This window comes from Novosphingobium sp. BL-S-34 (genome assembly GCF_056857015.1).
In genome coordinates, this window is the sequence record NZ_CM166473.1 from 766,278 (window position 1) to 781,628 (window position 15,351).

The following is a 15,351-nucleotide window of genomic DNA, read 5'->3' on the forward strand; positions in this document are numbered from 1 at the left end:
GCCGGGCTATCCGCTCCGTTCAGCCGCGCCATTCCGAGGCGAGCAGGCCAAAGATCAGCGAATCGCGAATGCCGATGTGAGTGTGCCATTCGCCGCGCAGATGGCCTTCCAGCCGGAAGCCCAGGCTTTCCAGCAGCGCAATCGAACCGCGATTGTCGGGGTCGGTATCGGCGAAGACGCGCCGCTGGCCCTCCGCGAAAAGCTGTCCGATCACGGCGGCCACGGCCTCGCGGCCGATCCTGCGGCCCTGCGCCTCCCGCGAGAGGAGATAGCCGACCTCGCTGACACCTTGCCGCTTGCTCCCGGCCGAGACGAAGCCGATGGCATGGCGGCTTCCAGTCTCCAGGACCGCCCAGGTTCGCCACGATCCGGCTTTCTCCAACCCGAAATCCTCGCGCAGTTCGCGCGGGTCGGCAAAAGGCGCTCGGGACCACCATGTCATGATCCCCGGATCGGACATCGCCGGGAACAGGGCTTCGGCATCGTCAGGCGTCCGCCCGCGCAAGGTCAGCCGCTCGGTGACGATGACGGGCAGTGCCTGGTTCTCGCTCACCGCTTGATCTCTCGATGTCATCCTGTCGTCCCCTGCCTGGCCGGATGCGTTACCTTATCACCGTTCCGGTCGATCTCGTCATTCGGCGCTCTCCGCCTCCAGCAGGCGTTTGAGCGCCTTTAGATCCTTCGTCACCGTGGCGGCGTCCGCAAAGAAGTCCTCGTCGGACATGCCGGGCTGTCGAAACAGAAGGAAGACAACTTCGGTCCCCTCGCCATTGGCGACGAGGCGCAGGGGTATGTAGATTTCCGGCTTGCCGGGCAAAAATACCCAGTGATCGAGCACGCCGAAAGCATTGGGCGGGCTGAACCGCACGGTGGCTGTGCCCGCGGGCGTTTCGGCCAGCCAGCGCTCGCCGTCCCGGTGGAGCGAGGATGACATGCCGGAGGCCCATTCCGGAAAGTTTTCAGGCAGGGATGCGAAGGCATAGGCCGCATCGAACGGGCAGTCGATCGTGCGTGTAATGGCGCGCGCGTCAAGGATCGTCATGGTCGGCTCCAACAGGGCATCGATGTGCCTGAGATAGCCTCCGAGATATGTATTGCCTGCGCCTTTCGCTTGCCGCCGAAAAGGCAGCCGTGCCGGAAATCCGACGGATCGAACAGTCCGCGCACGTCACGTGTTCACATTTTGTTCGCGCAGTGCTAGGCTCTCGATATGCCGGATGCTGCGGACAGGAAGATCATTCACGTCGACATGGACGCATTTTTTGCGTCGGTCGAGCAGCGGGACGATCCTGCACTGCGGGGAAAGCCCGTGGCGGTCGGCCATGCTGCTGCGCGGGGCGTGGTGGCGGCGGCCAGTTATGAGGCGCGCAAGTTCGGCGTGCGCTCTGCGCTGCCATCGGTCACGGCGCTGCGCCGCTGCCCGGACCTGCTGTTCGTGCCGCCGCGGTTCGACGTCTACAAGGCCGTGTCGCGGCAGATCCACGCGATCTTTTCGGACTATACCGATCTCGTCCAGCCGCTCTCGCTCGATGAGGCTTATCTCGACGTCACCGCCAATCGCCGCGGCCTTCCCACCGCGTGGAAGACCGCAAAGGAGATCCGCGCGCGCATCCTGGAGGAAACCGGGCTGACCGCTTCGGCGGGCATTTCCTACAACAAGTTTCTCGCCAAGCTGGCGTCGGACCAGCGCAAGCCGAACGGGCAGTTCGCGGTGACGCCCGACATGGGGGCGGACTGGGTGGAGACGCTGCCGGTGAAGCGCTTCCACGGCGTGGGGCCGGTCACGGCGGCCAAGATGGAGCGCCTGGGCATCGAAACGGGCGCAGACTTGCGCGGCAAGTCGCTGGAATTCCTGCAGCGGCATTTCGGAAGCTCGGCCGAATGGTACTTCCGCATCGCGCGCGGCATAGACGAGCGGCCGGTCAATCCGGATCGTGAGCGCAAGTCCTCCGGCTCGGAAACCACGTTCGACCGGGATCTCACGCTCGACGCCGAGATCGAGGCCGGTGTGCTCGGTCAGGCTGACGATGTCTGGGCTTGGTGCGAGCGGGCGCAGGCCTTCGGACGCACGGTGACGGTCAAGGTCAAGTACGGTGATTTCCAGCTCATCACGCGCAGCCGTACCCAGCCCGGCGTCGTCCGCCGCCATGAGGACTTGCGCGAGGCGAGCCTCGCGCTGATCCGCTCCGTCCTCCCGACCGACAAGGGCATACGCCTGGTGGGCGTTACCGTGTCGAACTTCGACAAGCCCGAGGAAGAGGAAGCGGCCTTGCCGCTGTTCGGCACCCGCTGACCGCCATGCCGACAGGCTTCACCCGAGGCTCGGATCGATCAGGAACTTCTCGCCCGTCGCCTTGCGCTCGTAGACGCGCAGCACGTCGGGATCGAGCGCCTGGGCCAGGCCGATGACGCGGGAATAATGGCTGGCGAACGTCGTATCGAGTTCCGCCACCACGCGGCTGCGCAGCTTCATCGCCACTTCGGGACCGGCTTTCTGGAGGAAGGGGAAGAGCAGCCAGCCCGAGACGCCCCACTGGAACCCGAAGGCAAGGCGGTTCAGCACCGTGGGGGAGGGGTCCAGGGCGCCGTAGATATAGAGCTGCTTGAACTCCATGGAGCCGTAACGGCTATATTCCGTCATCCGCTTCAACGAAGCCCGTTCCATGGCCTGGAGGATCGTGCCGGGAAGCGTGCCGCCGCCGATGGCATCGAATGCGACGGTGGCGCCGGTCTGCTCGACGGCCTCGGCCAGCCGGGCGCCGAAGTCCTCGTCCTGGCTGTTGACGATGTGCTCGGCGCCGATCTTGCGCAGAATGTCGGCCTGCTGCTCGGAGCGGACGATATTGACCAGGGGGATGCCGTCGTGGAGGCAGATCTTCTGCAACATCTGCCCCAGGTTAGAGGCCGCTGCGGTATGAACGATGGCCTTGTGCCCTTCGCGCCGGGCCGTTTCGACGAAGCCCAGGGCCGTCAGCGGGTTGACGAACATCGAGGCGCCCTGGGCCGAAGTCGCGCCATCGGGCAGGGGGATCACGTCGCTGGCCTTGATGCGGCGATAGTCGGCGAACATGCCGCCGCCGATCATGCCGACCCGCTTGCCCTTCAGCGCCGCCGCGCTGCCGCCCGCTGCCACGACGATGCCGGCCCCTTCGTTGCCGACGGACATCGACTGGCCAAGCCGGCCGGATACGGCGGACATGCGGCTTTCCGGAATGGCAAAACGCAGACGCGGGCGATCGCCTTCGAGCTTTTCCATGGTGGAGACATCCGCCGGGCCGAGGAGCAGGCCGAGATCGCTCGGATTGATCGGTGCGGCCTCCACGCGCACGACGATCTCGTCGTCGGCAGGTTCATCGATGCGAACGTCTTCAAGCGACAGGGTGAGCCTGCCGTCCTCGATCGTTGATCTCAGTTCGCGTCCAGTGAGGTCCATGATCTTCTCCGGTTGGCGGCCGAGGGGGCCGAAGCTGGCAGGGCGCTCTACAGCGCGGCACGTCCGGGCCAACTTAGTCGGCCCCGCCTGCTGTGCAAGGCGTCCGGTCGCCCGAGGCGGTCATGAGAGCCGCGTGGGCGGCGGCCGGCATGGCCAGGGATCGGATCGTCGCCCGAAGGTTGCCAAGGATTGCGGGAAGCCGCATGTCAGGGACTAGCGAGCACGCCCGATCCGTGAAGCTGGAGACACGTCCTGGAAACCATAGGCAGAGATCTTCGCGAGATGCAGCGGGTGCCCCTGGCAGCCTCTCACGTCGCCGCCCTTCGCGATGCCGGATCCGAGGTGGAATATGCCGCGGGCACGCTCATCGTCGATACGGGCGATCCGGTCGACCGGTTCGTCTATGTCGAGGAAGGGGAGATCGAGGTCGTGAACCCGTTCACCCGGGAGCGGCACGTTCCATCGACGCTCGGGCCGACGCAGTTCATGGGGGAGATGTCCTTCCTGGACGGCGGCAGCTGGTCCCTGCCGATGCGGACGGTCAGCGACACGAAGGTCATCGAAGTGCCGAGGCCGGTGATGTTGCGGCTCATGTCGGAAATTCCGGAAATGTCCGACATCATCATCACCGTGCTCGCCGCGCGGCGGCGGCGGCAGCTCGATGCCGGTGACGGGATGCTGGTGCTGATCGGGGAGGACGAAGACGCGTCTATCCGCCGGATCGCCGAATTCGCCAGCCGCAATCGCTTTCCTTACACCAGCTACGCGCTGGGCAGTGAGGATGCCCGGCTCGTCGCCACCAGCTGCTCCGTTTCGGAAGACACCCCTGCCGTCATTTTCGGGCGCAACAATGTCGTGGCGGACCCCACGCCGGACAAAGTGGCGCGCCTGCTGGGCCTCAACCGGGAACTGGTGAACGACGAGGAATTCGATGTCGTCATCGTCGGCGGCGGGCCTGCCGGCGTTGCGGCCGGTGTCTATGCCGGAGCCGAAGGCCTGCGGGCACTGGTGGTGGAAGATACGGCCATCGGCGGTCAGGCCGGAACCTCCAGTCGCATCGAGAACTACATGGGCTTTCCCACCGGCATTTCCGGCGCCGATCTCGTGTGGCGCGGCGAGGTTCAGGCGATGAAGTTCGGGACGCGCTTCGCCATGCCGCGGCGTGTCGTGAAGCTGGACCGGCTGGAGGACAAGCAGTTCTGCGCCACGTTCGACAACGGCCAGCGGGTGCGGGCCGGAGCCGTCGTCGTCGCCACGGGTGTCCAGTACCGCCGCTTGCCCATCGATGGCCTGGCGGAACTGGAGGGCAAGGGCGTCTACTACGCCGCCACCGAGAACGAGGCGCGTTTCTGCCGGAATGCACCGACCGTGGTGATCGGCGGCGGCAACTCGGCGGGGCAGGCGGCGATGTTCCTCAGCCGGTCCTCGGCCCATGTGAACGTGGTGGTGCGAGGCGGAACGCTGGCGGCATCCATGTCCAACTACCTGTCCAGTCGGCTCCAGGCCGACCCCGCGGTCTCGATCGACTACCAGTGCGAAGTCGTGGCGGTTCACGGGGATGGGAAGCTGGAATCCGTGACCATCCGCGACGCGCAGGGCACCCGCGAGCATCCCGCTTGCGCGCTGTTCATCATGGTCGGCGCCGCGCCGAACACGGAGTGGCTGGCGGACCTCATCACTCTCGACAGTTGCGGTTTCGTGCAGACGGGCGAGAGCGTTGGCGGAAGCTCGCCTTACGCCACCTCCTGTCCGGGCATCTTTGCGGTAGGCGACGTTCGGGCGAGATCGGTGAAGCGCGTCGCATCCTCGGTAGGAGAGGGATCCGTGGTCATTTCCAGCGTGTGGAACCACATTCGGACGTGAGCGGGAGCCTGCCTCGGTACCGGCTGTCGAGGCAGGGCCTCAGATCGAAGTCATGCGCTCCATGGCCTCTTCCAGCCCATCGACGCGGTTTGCGCCGGTGAAGGCCTGCAAGGGGAGCGGCGGCTTGCCCGCCGGAAGTCCCAGCACTTCGGCTATCCTGTAGATGAGCCTCAGGCTACCATGCTGCTGGAACAGGGACCACATCGGCGCGAAGGCCGCTTGCAGGCGGGCGGTCTCGGTCTGGTCGCCATTGCGGGCGGCCCGCGCCAGTCGAAGCGCGGGGGCCGGGAGGATGCCGGCAATCACGCTGTGCCAGGCATCCGCACCAGCCAGGAAAGCCGGCGCGGCGCACCAGTCTCCGCTGTAGCCGACCCGAAAATCCTCCGGCGCCGAGGCGCGAAGCCCGGCGATCTCGCCTGCGTAGTCCCCGCTTTCCAGTGGCGGCATTTTCACGGCAGCGATCCCGTCGACGTGAGACAGCGCGGCGATCAGCCCGTGGGAGAAGGTGAAATTGGTCGTGCCCGGATTGTTGTAGATGCAAAGCGGCAGGCCGGTGCTGCCCGCGGCGGCCTTGAAATGATCCGCCACTTCCCGTTCGGTCAGCTTGGCATAGGACATGGGCGCCAGCAGCAGCCCGCTCGCTCCGGCCCGTTCGGCCGCGGCGGCCAGTTCGCAGGCCCAGGAGGTGCGCAAGGCGCCCACGCCGACTACGACGGGCACGCGGCCACCGGCTGCCTCCACCGCTGCGACGGCGGCGCGGTTTCTCTGGTCGCGGTCGAGATAGGCATAAGTGCCTGTGCTGCCCAGCACGCCGATGGAATCGACGCCCGCGTTCGCCAGCCGGTCCACCAGCAAGCCCAGAGCATCGGTATCGACGATACCGTTTTCGTCGGCAGGGGTGAGCGGAAAGGCGGAGAGGCCGGTGAAGATCGTCATGGGCAGCGGTCCATCAGCAAACATCGAAGGGGGGAGTTCTAGGACGGAGCCAGCCGGGGGAGCAACGCCTTGCGCAAGGCCGGATTTCGAAAAGCGGGGGATCATTCTGAGGGCCGCGGCGGTGTCGGCAGACCGCCGCTTGCGCTATCCCCCTATCCGATCTCGAACGGAACATCGAACACATGACCGATCATCTCCACGTCATCACCGGCGGTCCGGGCTCGGGCAAGACCAGCCTGATCCAGGCCCTGGCCGCCGAAGGGTTCCGGCACATGCCGGAGGCGGGCAGAGCCATTATCCAGGACCAGGTCGATATCGGCGGCGAAGCTCTCCCCTGGGCGGATCGTGCGGCTTTCGCGGCTTTGATGCTCAACTGGGAAATGCGCTCCCACCGTGAAGCTGCAGCCACTCCCGGCACCGTGCTCTTCGATCGCGGCATCCCCGATGTGATCGGCTACCTGAGACTTTGCGGCTTGCCCGTCCCGGCGCCCGCAATGCGCGCGGCCGAACTGCGGCGATATGCCCCCAAAGTCTTCGTGGCCCCGCCATGGCCCGCGATTTTCCGGCAGGACGAGGAACGCAAGCAGACGCTGGCCGAGGCCGAGGCGACCTTTCATGTCATGATGGAGACCTACTCGGCGCTGGGCTATGCTCTTGTCACGCTGCCCCTGTCATCGATTGCTGAGCGCGTGAAGTTCGTTCGGGGGCATATTGCCTAGGCCCGTTTTTTCTTAGGCTGTTCAGGCGAGCGGGATGCCCAGTCCTTCCAGTTCACGCTCCGCCCAGAACAGGCGACCAGTATATTCCCATGGATTTTCGCAGGCCGCGAAGTAGACCATCATGCGCGCAGGCACCGTCATGGGCACGGCCACACTGTCATCCAGCCCGCGCTCCTTGACGCGGATGGCGACCAGTTCGGTGGCGACAAGGCCCGGATGAAGGCCGATAATGGCGATGTTGCGGGCGTGCAGCTCGGGCGCCATGGCGTTGCCGAAGCGGTCGAGCGCGCGCTTGCTGGAATAATATCCCGGTACGGCCAGGCTGAAGCCGCCAACGGCGCCGAGCTTGGGCAGCTCTTCCGGCTGACGAAAGACTTCGCCGCTGCCCGTGGACAAGTTGATGATGCGTCCGCCGCCGCGGGCTTCCATGATGGGAACCACCAGCTGCGTCAGCGTGAAGGGGGCATGGACGTTGACCGCGAACTGGTAGAGCCATTCCTCGCGCGTGAGGTCGAGAAAGGGCTTGCCCCAGATGTCGCCGGTGGTGGCAGCGGCATTGTTGACCAATATGTCGACGCCGCCGAAGCGCGCCATGGCCGCATCGATCAGCGCGCGCAGATCGGCCTCTTCGGCAAGGTCCGTCGCGACCGCGATGGCCTCGCCGCCGGCGGTCTCGACGGCCGCGAGCGTCTCGCCGATCGTGCCGGGCAGCGAGGCATCCGTTTCAACGGTCCTTGCGGCGAGCACGACCCTGGCGCCGCGCCGCGCGAAGTCGAGCGCCGCCTGCTTGCCCATCCCCCGGCTGGCACCGGTTATGACCACCACTTTGCCCGCGATGTCGAGTTCGCGCTGACGCACGGCCGGGATCGACGGATATTCCGCCCCGACGGCGCTTTGGGCGAAGGCGACGTTCTCGGAAACCTTGCTCATGGACATCTCCCGTTATTCCAATACTGGAACGACACTGGATAATGCTGGAATGATGTGTCAGGGTGCTACTCAAGTCAACGCCGCCTTGGCGATGGTTGGAGCCGTCTCATTGTCCGATCCGTCGAACCCCACCACGCGCGTCATGGATGTCCTCAAATTCCTGGGTGCCCATCCGACCGAGCGTTTCACCCTGGCAGAGATCGCCCGGCACGTCGGGCTCAGCAATGGATCGGCGCATCGCCTGCTGACGACGATGGCCGCCGGGCAGTTTCTCTCGCGCCATGAGAAGCACCGGACCTATTCGCTTGGTCTATCGCTCGTCGCCATCGGCCAGGCCGCCATTGCCGGCCACCAGGGCATCGAGATCGCGCGGCGAGAGTTGGCGCGGCTCGCGGCTGAGCTGGATATGCAATGCAGCGCGAATTGCCTTGCGGACGAAGAGATCGTGGTGCTGGTCAAGGAAGGCAGGCCGCAATCCCACCTTGGGCTCACGCGCGTGGGAGAACGGCGTCCGCTCATGCCTCCGGTCGGGCTGTGCCACGTCGCCTGGGGCGACCAGACGCTGATCGACGGCTACATTGGCAAGGCTCGGCCTTTCATGGCGGCTTCCGTGCTCGATCATTTGCGCGATGCGTTGCCGCTGATCCGTGCGCGCGGTTATGCCGTCTGCGCGAATGGCCCGGGCGCCGCGGCCAGCCGCCAGGTCTTGGTGACGGCCAGCGATCAGGTCCGCGACGAGGCCTATTGGACGCGAGTGCACGAACTGATCGGGCAGCTCTCGGCGGACGAGATCCAGCTGGTCGACCTCGCGCGGGCGGAGGGGGCAGGCGTCAGCTACATAGCTGCCCCGGTGTTCTCGCCGGCGGCAACGGTGGCATTCCAGCTGGTGGTGACAGGGCTGCCGACCGACCTCGATCCGCGCAAGATCGAAGCCTGCGCGCAGCGGTTATGCGCGGCGGCGGCAGTGGTGACCGCCGAGATGCACGGGCGGCATCCCGCGGGTTGAATTGGGAGCGGCCTGCATTTTGCGGCCAGCGCATCGGGGCTGGCGGTCAGGTCCCGCTGCTGCAATGTCGCTTCGCGGGCAATAGGCGCCGGGCGCCGGTGCATCTGGCACCGGCGCCCGGATCCGTGCTTACATCTTCACCGAAACGCGCAAGTAGCCGAACTGGCCGGGCACGTCATAGGTGGTGGGATCGTAGTTCGGGCCCGTGCAGGTGTTGCACGGCGGCGGATCGGTGTTGAACACGTTGACCACGCCCAGCGTGAAGGTGAAGGCGCTGTCCATGAAGCTGGGCGTATAGCCAAGCTGGACGTCGCCGTAGAACCGGCTGTTCATCTTGTGGCCGTCGCTCTCGGTCACGCTGTCGATGTAGCGGCCGGTGAACGAGGCATCGATGCCGGCGATGGACCACGAGAGGATGCCCGTGCCCTTGAACTTGGGATAGGACTGATCCGGGAAACCGCGCGTGGTACCCTTGTAGCTGATCGTGGCCGAACCGTCCGCCGTGGGGAACGTCTCGGTATACTTGAGCAGTCGGTTGGCGTTGAACGACAGGCCGAACGTGCCCGCGCCGGTATCGGGCGAGGTGTAGTTCAGGCTGACGTCGATACCCTGTGTGCGAATGCTGCCGATGTTCTGCAGCAGGCCGACCACGCGCGAAATGATGCCGCTGGGCGTGCGCACTACATTGGCGCAGGCGCTGGGATCGCCCAGTTCGGCGCAGCGCGACAGGGTGACTTGCGGGTTGATGGCCGAAATCGCGTCGCTCACCTTGATGTCGTAGTAATTGACTTCGAGGCTGAGATTGCGGGCAATGCCGCCGCGCGCCCAGGACGGACTATAGACACCGCCGAAGAGCAGGGTCTTGCTGGTTTCCGGCTTGAGCTGGTCGTTGCCGCCGGTCAGCGTGCCGATCTGGCCGCCCTGCGGCTCCTGATAGCTGCCGCTGGCGGGAACGCCGTTGGCGATGCAGTTCGTGCGCACCGTGGCGGAACTTTGCCACAGCGATCCGGCGACGTTGGTGCAGGGGTCGTCGATCGGGGCGTCGGCGCGGGACTGGGCGCCGAACAGTTCGCCGATCGCCGGAGCGCGGAACCCTTCGGCATAGCTGGCGCGCAGCAGCAGGTCGGAGACCGGCTTCCACAGGCCGGTCGCGGTGAAGGTCGTGCTGGATCCGCTGGTCGAGTAATTGGCGTGGCGTACCGCGCCGTCGGCTTCCAGCAGTTGGAAGAACGGGGTGTCCTTCAGGATCGGCACGCGCAATTCGCCGTAGAACTCATCCGAATTGTAGCTGCCTGCCGCGGCCTGCGCGGGAATGTCTGCGCCGAGCCCCGCCTGGATGATCGGATCGGGCGTGAACGAGCCGAACTGGTAGCGGTGCTCATAGCCGACCGCGATGCCGACCGGGCCCGCAGGCAAGTCGAACAGGTCACCGGTGAGGTTGGCGGTATAGTCCTGCATGCGCTGGCTGGACCGGTCTCGCTCGGTGAACGAGATGTAGTCGAGCATGGCCTGCGTGATCGAGCCTTCGCCGCCGAAGATGTTCAGCGGCACGCAAGCTCCGGTGCAGTCCGCCAGTGGGCCCAGCGCCTGCGCCACCCGCGCGGCGTTGACGTTGCCGGTGAAGATCTGCTTGGCGTCGTTCCAGCCGAAGGCGGCGTTGACATCCCAGTAGAACTTGCGCGAGCCCACATGGAAGCTGCCATCCAGCCCGGCATTGGCGGTCATCGTGTCGACGCGCTGCGTGTAAGTGCGCTGCCCGGCTTCGACCAGGCGGCGGGCGACGAAACCGTAAGTTGCCGGTTCCCCGTTCGCGCCCGAATTCAGCGTGATGCCGAAGGGATTGTATGGGTTGGTCACATCGACCGAGACGGTGTCGAGCAAGTTGCCGTTGCCCGCGTCAGGCCCGATGAACAGCGGCAGGAAGGCGGCCTGGTTCTGCGAATTGCGATGGTTGTAGACCATCTTGGCACGGAAGGTGATGTTGGAGGTGAGTTCCTGCTTGGCGCTGACCCAGAAGCCATAGCGCTCCTGCGGCGTCAGGAAGTAGTTGTAGGGAGAGAAGTTGAAGCGGTCGGCATCGGTGAAGGCGCGGAAATCCCCGCCTGCAAGCGTCGGATCGTAGACCCCCTGGGTGGTGAGCGGAGGATTGCGGGGGGTGATGCTGCCCCCTGCCGGTAGCGATGGATTGCCCTCGTTGAAGACGATGCGCCCGTTCACGGCTGCCGACGAACAGCCGCCGCGCGGATCCAGGCACGAAGTCTGGCCGGGGTTGGGGAACTGCGAGATCGAACGGTCCGCCGTGCTGACCTTGTCCTGCTTCACGTAGCTGGCGCCGAATACGACCGAAGTGGTCGGGCCCTTCACCCCGTAGCTGACGTTATAATCCTGCGTATGCCCGTCACCCTGCCGATAGGTTCCGAACTGGCCCGAGGCGCGCAGCCCTTCCTGCTCGGACTTGGTGATGATGTTGACGACGCCGGCGATCGCGTCCGATCCGTAGAGCGGCGACTGCCCCGATTGCAGCACTTCGATCCGTTCGATCTGGCTGGCGGGAATGGTGTTGAGGTCGACCGTGGAGGGGATGCCGCTGGCCGCCGTGGCGTTCACGTAGCGCATGCCGTCCACCAGCACGAGCGTGCGTTTGGCCAGAAGATAGCGCAAGTCGATTTCGCTGGTGCCGGCACCTACGCCGCCGCCGTCCTGCGGGTTGCCGATATTGCCCGAGTTGTTGGCCTTGGTATTGAGGCCGCCCGCCGCGCTGGGCAGGCGTTGCAGCACATCGGCGACGGAGGAAAGGCCGGTCTTGGCTATGTCCTCGTTACTGACCGTGACGACGGGACTGGGATTGTCGAGCGGGTTCTGTCGAATGCGCGAACCGGTCACGATAATAGCGTCGGTCGAAGCGGGATCATCTTGTGCGAAGGCGGTGGCAGGAAGTACAAAGGCCATTACGGCCATGCTGCAATGCAAATGAAAACGCATGGAATTCATTATTTCACCCTTTCGTAAGTCGCCTGAACTCGGGTGAAATGAAAGCTCTCTTGCCTGCCTCCGCACTGCAACAAGAATTCTTGAAACTGCCACATTTTTGAAACAAAAGCGCAACATCGTGACAAAAACGCAACGTTCGCCAAGAGGATACATGCGGCGTGATGCCTGACGACAGTTCTCTGGGACACCGGGAAATGCGGCAGTCCAACGGTCGATCCGGCTGCGGGTGGGCATCGGCATGACCCAGTGGATCGGCTGGCTGCGGCGCCTTCCCGGGACGCCCTCTGCGCTCATATCGGTACTGGCGACGGAAGGGGCAGCACCATGCGGGGCAGGGACGCGCATGCTTGTGACCACCGGCGACCAGCTGGGCAGCATCGGTGGGGGAGAGCTCGAACGCCTGGTGCTGGAACAGGCGCGCACCTTGCTGACGCTGCCGCCCGGCAACTGGCGCGTGGAGGACTATCCTCTCGGTCGGCGGCTCGATGCGTGCTGCGGCGGGCGGATGCGGATACTCATCGAGCATCTGGATCCGAGCGATCTCGACTGGCTGCATGATGCTGAGCCCTGGCACATGCTGGTGACGACACTGGAGAAAACTCGGGTCGAACGCGCGGTATTCCGGCGTGAAACGGCCACGCGCCAGTCGGCGCGCGGCGAGCTGCCTGGCGCCGGGACGCGCATGGTGGAGCCGCTGGGAAGGCGGCCGAGGCCGTTCTACCTGTTCGGTGCGGGGCACATCGGCAGGGCGATCGCCCGGCACACGATCGGCCTGCCGCTGCAACTCGCCTGGTTCGACACGAGACCGGAATCGGCCGAAATTGACGGGGTCACGGTGATCTCTGAAGAGCAGATCGCAAAATGTCTCGAAGAGGCGCCGGACGATGCGGCCGTCGCCATCCTCACCCATGACCACTCGCTCGACTACGGTCTGGCCCTTGCCGCCCTGACGCGAGCGCCCCTGGCCTTCGTCGGGCTGATCGGATCGTCGACCAAGATCGCACGCGTCAGGGCGCGTCTTCTGGCGGAGGGGGTGAGCGAAGATGCCTTGGCACGCCTCACCGCACCGATCGGGCTTCCCGGTGTGACCGGTAGCGAACCGGATGTCATCGCCATTGCCGTACTGGCCCAGGTGCTTCAACTGAACACTTAGCAGTTCTTCTTTCGGCTATGCCTAAGCTTGATTGAAGCGTCCTTCGTCGAAGATCGATGTTGACTGGACCTGAGCGCCCAGCCGCCGGTGCCATGCCATCGCCGCCTCGCCCGCAGTATTTCGCAGGTCCTGCAACGGTTCGCCGCCATGCCCGGACTGGAACAGCCGGCGCAGCATGCCGCCGACATCGTGCAGGGCGATTTCGGCCTCGACGCTGGCAAGCCCCGCCCCGCGGCGCGCCTGTTCGATTTCGGCAACCGGCTCGTTCCGGCGCACGGCCTCGAAATAGCGGCGATTGGCGTCGATGCCTTCGTCAATGCGGTTCTTCAGAGAAGCGCCGAAATCGGGCCACAAGGTGAATACGGCGATCAGCGCCGTCACGCTGCCGATCACATTGTCGAGCATGCGGGATGAGGCGATGCCCGCGCCGGGCTGGAGCATTTCGGCGACGATCACGAAAAGCATGGTGAGGAAGATGACGAAGATGGTGTAGTTCACCGAACGCATGGCGATCGCCGCGCCCGCCAGGATGACCGCCAGCATGACGAGGACTGGTGAAGCGTTGCTTACCGTCACCAACAGCCATGCGAGCATCCCGCCCAGCACGCTGCCCAGGATGCGCTCAAGGCAGCGCGCCCATGTCACCCGGGCGCCGCCCTGCAATACCACGACAAGCGCCATGGCCGCCCAATAGGGGTAACCCAGCTGGAAGACGATGGCCGACAGATAGACGACGACCAATCCTACCGATTGCCGCACGGCCTGGCGCAGGGCGACCGGGGAAGTTTCCGGGAGGGGACGTGCCTGCCCAGCCTTGCCCTGTAGATGGGTTCCGGATTGGCGAAAGGCCGATCCTTCCAGTGCGCTCTCGAATGCCCGCAGACAGCCGATGAACAGGTCTTCGGTGAGTTGGCCCTGAAGACGCCGCAGCCGGCCCGCGGCCCAATCGAGCGGGTCGCGCCGACGTCCGCCGGAGCGGGAAGAGAGGGCCCAGGCCAGCAGTGTCGTCTTGCAGGCATGGGCGACGGCGGCGCGCTCCTCGATCCGTCCGGCCCTGATGATGTAGGCCTGGTCCAGCGCGATCAAGGCGCCGAACAGCGTCTCGCAGGCTTCGCAGTCCTGCTCGAACCGGGCGGTGGCGGAAGGGTCTTCGCCATAGCGTTCCAGCATGCTGCGGAAACGCTCGATGGCGAGCCGTACCGCGCGTCGGTGTTCGGCATGTTCGCGGTGCCAGCGATCGTCGCGGTGCTGCGCGTCTCGGAGCTGCACGAGGCTTTCGGCCATGTCGAGCAGGCGCACGACGACGGCGTCCGATGCCCGGGAAAGCGGCAGGGCGGCGTCGATCCGCCATATCGCATTGATCAGCAGATAGGCCCAGACCGCGCCACCGAGAAAGGCGCCGGCTTGTACCGCGGCCTGCGCCGGAGGATGCGGGAAACCGACGGCCACCACGCCGACGACCGCGAGCAGCGTACCGAGCAGTCCACCGAACCGGATACGTGCCGACCACAGGACCGCACAGAAAACGATGGTCGGCCCCGCGATCATGCCTGCCATGGGCGCGAACGAGGCGAACCATGAACCGGCGAAGGAAATGACGGTGCCGCAGCCCACGAAGATAGCCAGCAGGCGGCGGCGCTGGGTGTCCGGTCCGGGACCGTCGCAAAGGCACGTCCAGAACGCCGCGAAGACGGCCCACCCCAACCCGGAGCGTCCGGTCGCCACGGCAAGAACGAGGGGGAGCGCGACGGCGACGGCAGCACGCAGGCCCTCGACATGGTTGAAGAGCTCTGGGAGCAGCCCGAAGGATCGCAGCTCGAGACGTCGCGCGGCTCTTCGGACGATCGTCCTGGTATGGGGCCGAGGCCGGCGAGGATCAGGCTTGTCGGTCATCACGCTCCGCCCAGCCTGCCCACTTCGGTCACCCGCATCAATTGCGATTTAAGCACGCTCCATCGAAGGCCGCGCAATGCGGATGTCTTCCGGCAGGACAGGGGCCAGGAAGGCCGGTTCGCCCTTCCACTGCGTGATCACCGTGGCGATGGGTGGAAGCTCGGCTTATCTTTTGGAACTGGGGCGCACCACGCTGGTCGGTACGCTTGGTTATAGTCATCTCGAAGCGGACGAGCGCCTGTTTCTCTATCCTGAACGGCGCATCGAGAATCGCAACAGCGCGAGCATTGCCGCGACCTTGCGCGCGCTTCACCTGGGCAGTTTCGCGCCGCTGGTCCGTCTCAAGTGGGAGCGCAATCGCTCCACCATCGAAATCTACGATTATCGCCGTGTTGTCGCCGAGTTCGGCGTCACGTCAGCTTTCTGA

Annotated in this window: 13 protein-coding genes; 6 read left to right on the top strand and 7 right to left on the bottom strand. The window is 65.3% G+C overall.

Annotated features, from left to right (window positions below; all coding sequences use genetic code 11):
• Positions 1-19: 19 nt before the first annotated feature.
• Both AC1VV3_RS17355 and AC1VV3_RS17360 read right to left on the bottom strand, forming a co-directional pair.
• Complete coding sequence (locus tag AC1VV3_RS17355) at positions 20-574, bottom strand: GNAT family N-acetyltransferase (RefSeq protein ID WP_482963056.1); 555 nt, start codon at positions 572-574, stop codon at positions 20-22.
• Between the two features lie 57 nt (positions 575-631).
• Complete coding sequence (locus tag AC1VV3_RS17360) at positions 632-1,042, bottom strand: SRPBCC family protein (RefSeq protein ID WP_482963057.1); 411 nt, start codon at positions 1,040-1,042, stop codon at positions 632-634.
• Positions 1,043-1,210: 168 nt separating this feature from the next.
• On the opposite strand from AC1VV3_RS17360, the gene dinB reads away from it, so the two are divergent.
• A complete protein-coding gene (gene dinB, locus AC1VV3_RS17365; RefSeq protein WP_482963058.1) occupies positions 1,211-2,293 on the top strand; it encodes a DNA polymerase IV in 1,083 nt (360 codons plus the stop codon).
• A gap of 18 nt (positions 2,294-2,311) precedes the next feature.
• Here dinB and AC1VV3_RS17370 read toward each other — a convergent pair whose 3' ends face one another.
• Positions 2,312-3,433 (bottom strand): zinc-binding dehydrogenase, encoded by a 1,122-nt coding sequence (locus AC1VV3_RS17370; RefSeq protein WP_482963059.1) that lies wholly within the window; start codon positions 3,431-3,433, stop codon positions 2,312-2,314.
• 252 nt (positions 3,434-3,685) lie between these two features.
• On the opposite strand from AC1VV3_RS17370, the gene AC1VV3_RS17375 reads away from it, so the two are divergent.
• On the top strand, positions 3,686-5,296 hold the full coding sequence (locus AC1VV3_RS17375; RefSeq protein WP_482963154.1) for an FAD-dependent oxidoreductase: 1,611 nt from the start codon (positions 3,686-3,688) through the stop codon (positions 5,294-5,296).
• A gap of 39 nt (positions 5,297-5,335) precedes the next feature.
• Here AC1VV3_RS17375 and AC1VV3_RS17380 read toward each other — a convergent pair whose 3' ends face one another.
• Complete coding sequence (locus AC1VV3_RS17380; protein ID WP_482963060.1) at positions 5,336-6,232, bottom strand: dihydrodipicolinate synthase family protein; 897 nt, start codon at positions 6,230-6,232, stop codon at positions 5,336-5,338.
• 182 nt (positions 6,233-6,414) lie between these two features.
• Here AC1VV3_RS17380 and AC1VV3_RS17385 point away from each other — a divergent pair, with 182 nt between their 5' ends.
• Complete coding sequence (locus AC1VV3_RS17385) at positions 6,415-6,951, top strand: AAA family ATPase (RefSeq protein WP_482963061.1); 537 nt, start codon at positions 6,415-6,417, stop codon at positions 6,949-6,951.
• 21 nt (positions 6,952-6,972) lie between these two features.
• On the opposite strand, the gene AC1VV3_RS17390 is transcribed toward AC1VV3_RS17385, so the two are convergent.
• Positions 6,973-7,881 (bottom strand): SDR family NAD(P)-dependent oxidoreductase, encoded by a 909-nt coding sequence (locus AC1VV3_RS17390; RefSeq protein WP_482963062.1) that lies wholly within the window; start codon positions 7,879-7,881, stop codon positions 6,973-6,975.
• Between AC1VV3_RS17390 and AC1VV3_RS17395 the strand changes: the two genes are divergently transcribed.
• On the top strand, positions 7,880-8,887 hold the full coding sequence (locus AC1VV3_RS17395) for an IclR family transcriptional regulator (protein WP_482963063.1): 1,008 nt from the start codon (positions 7,880-7,882) through the stop codon (positions 8,885-8,887). The genes AC1VV3_RS17390 and AC1VV3_RS17395 overlap by 2 nt on opposite strands.
• Before the next feature lie 129 nt (positions 8,888-9,016).
• Here the strand turns inward: AC1VV3_RS17395 and AC1VV3_RS17400 are convergent, their stop codons facing one another.
• Positions 9,017-11,770, bottom strand: a complete 2,754-nt coding sequence (locus tag AC1VV3_RS17400) for a TonB-dependent receptor domain-containing protein (protein ID WP_482963064.1) — start codon at positions 11,768-11,770, stop codon at positions 9,017-9,019.
• Positions 11,771-12,116: 346 nt separating this feature from the next.
• On the opposite strand from AC1VV3_RS17400, the gene xdhC reads away from it, so the two are divergent.
• The gene (gene xdhC, locus AC1VV3_RS17405; protein WP_482963065.1) at positions 12,117-13,031 is read left to right on the top strand and encodes a xanthine dehydrogenase accessory protein XdhC; all 915 of its coding nucleotides are present in this window, start codon (positions 12,117-12,119) and stop codon (positions 13,029-13,031) included.
• Between the two features lie 21 nt (positions 13,032-13,052).
• Here xdhC and AC1VV3_RS17410 read toward each other — a convergent pair whose 3' ends face one another.
• The gene (locus tag AC1VV3_RS17410) at positions 13,053-14,756 is read right to left on the bottom strand and encodes an FUSC family protein (protein WP_482963066.1); all 1,704 of its coding nucleotides are present in this window, start codon (positions 14,754-14,756) and stop codon (positions 13,053-13,055) included.
• Between the two features lie 244 nt (positions 14,757-15,000).
• Here AC1VV3_RS17410 and AC1VV3_RS17415 point away from each other — a divergent pair, with 244 nt between their 5' ends.
• Positions 15,001-15,351 carry a hypothetical protein gene (locus AC1VV3_RS17415; protein WP_482963067.1) on the top strand — a complete coding sequence of 117 codons (351 nt, stop codon included), beginning with the start codon at positions 15,001-15,003 and terminating at the stop codon, positions 15,349-15,351.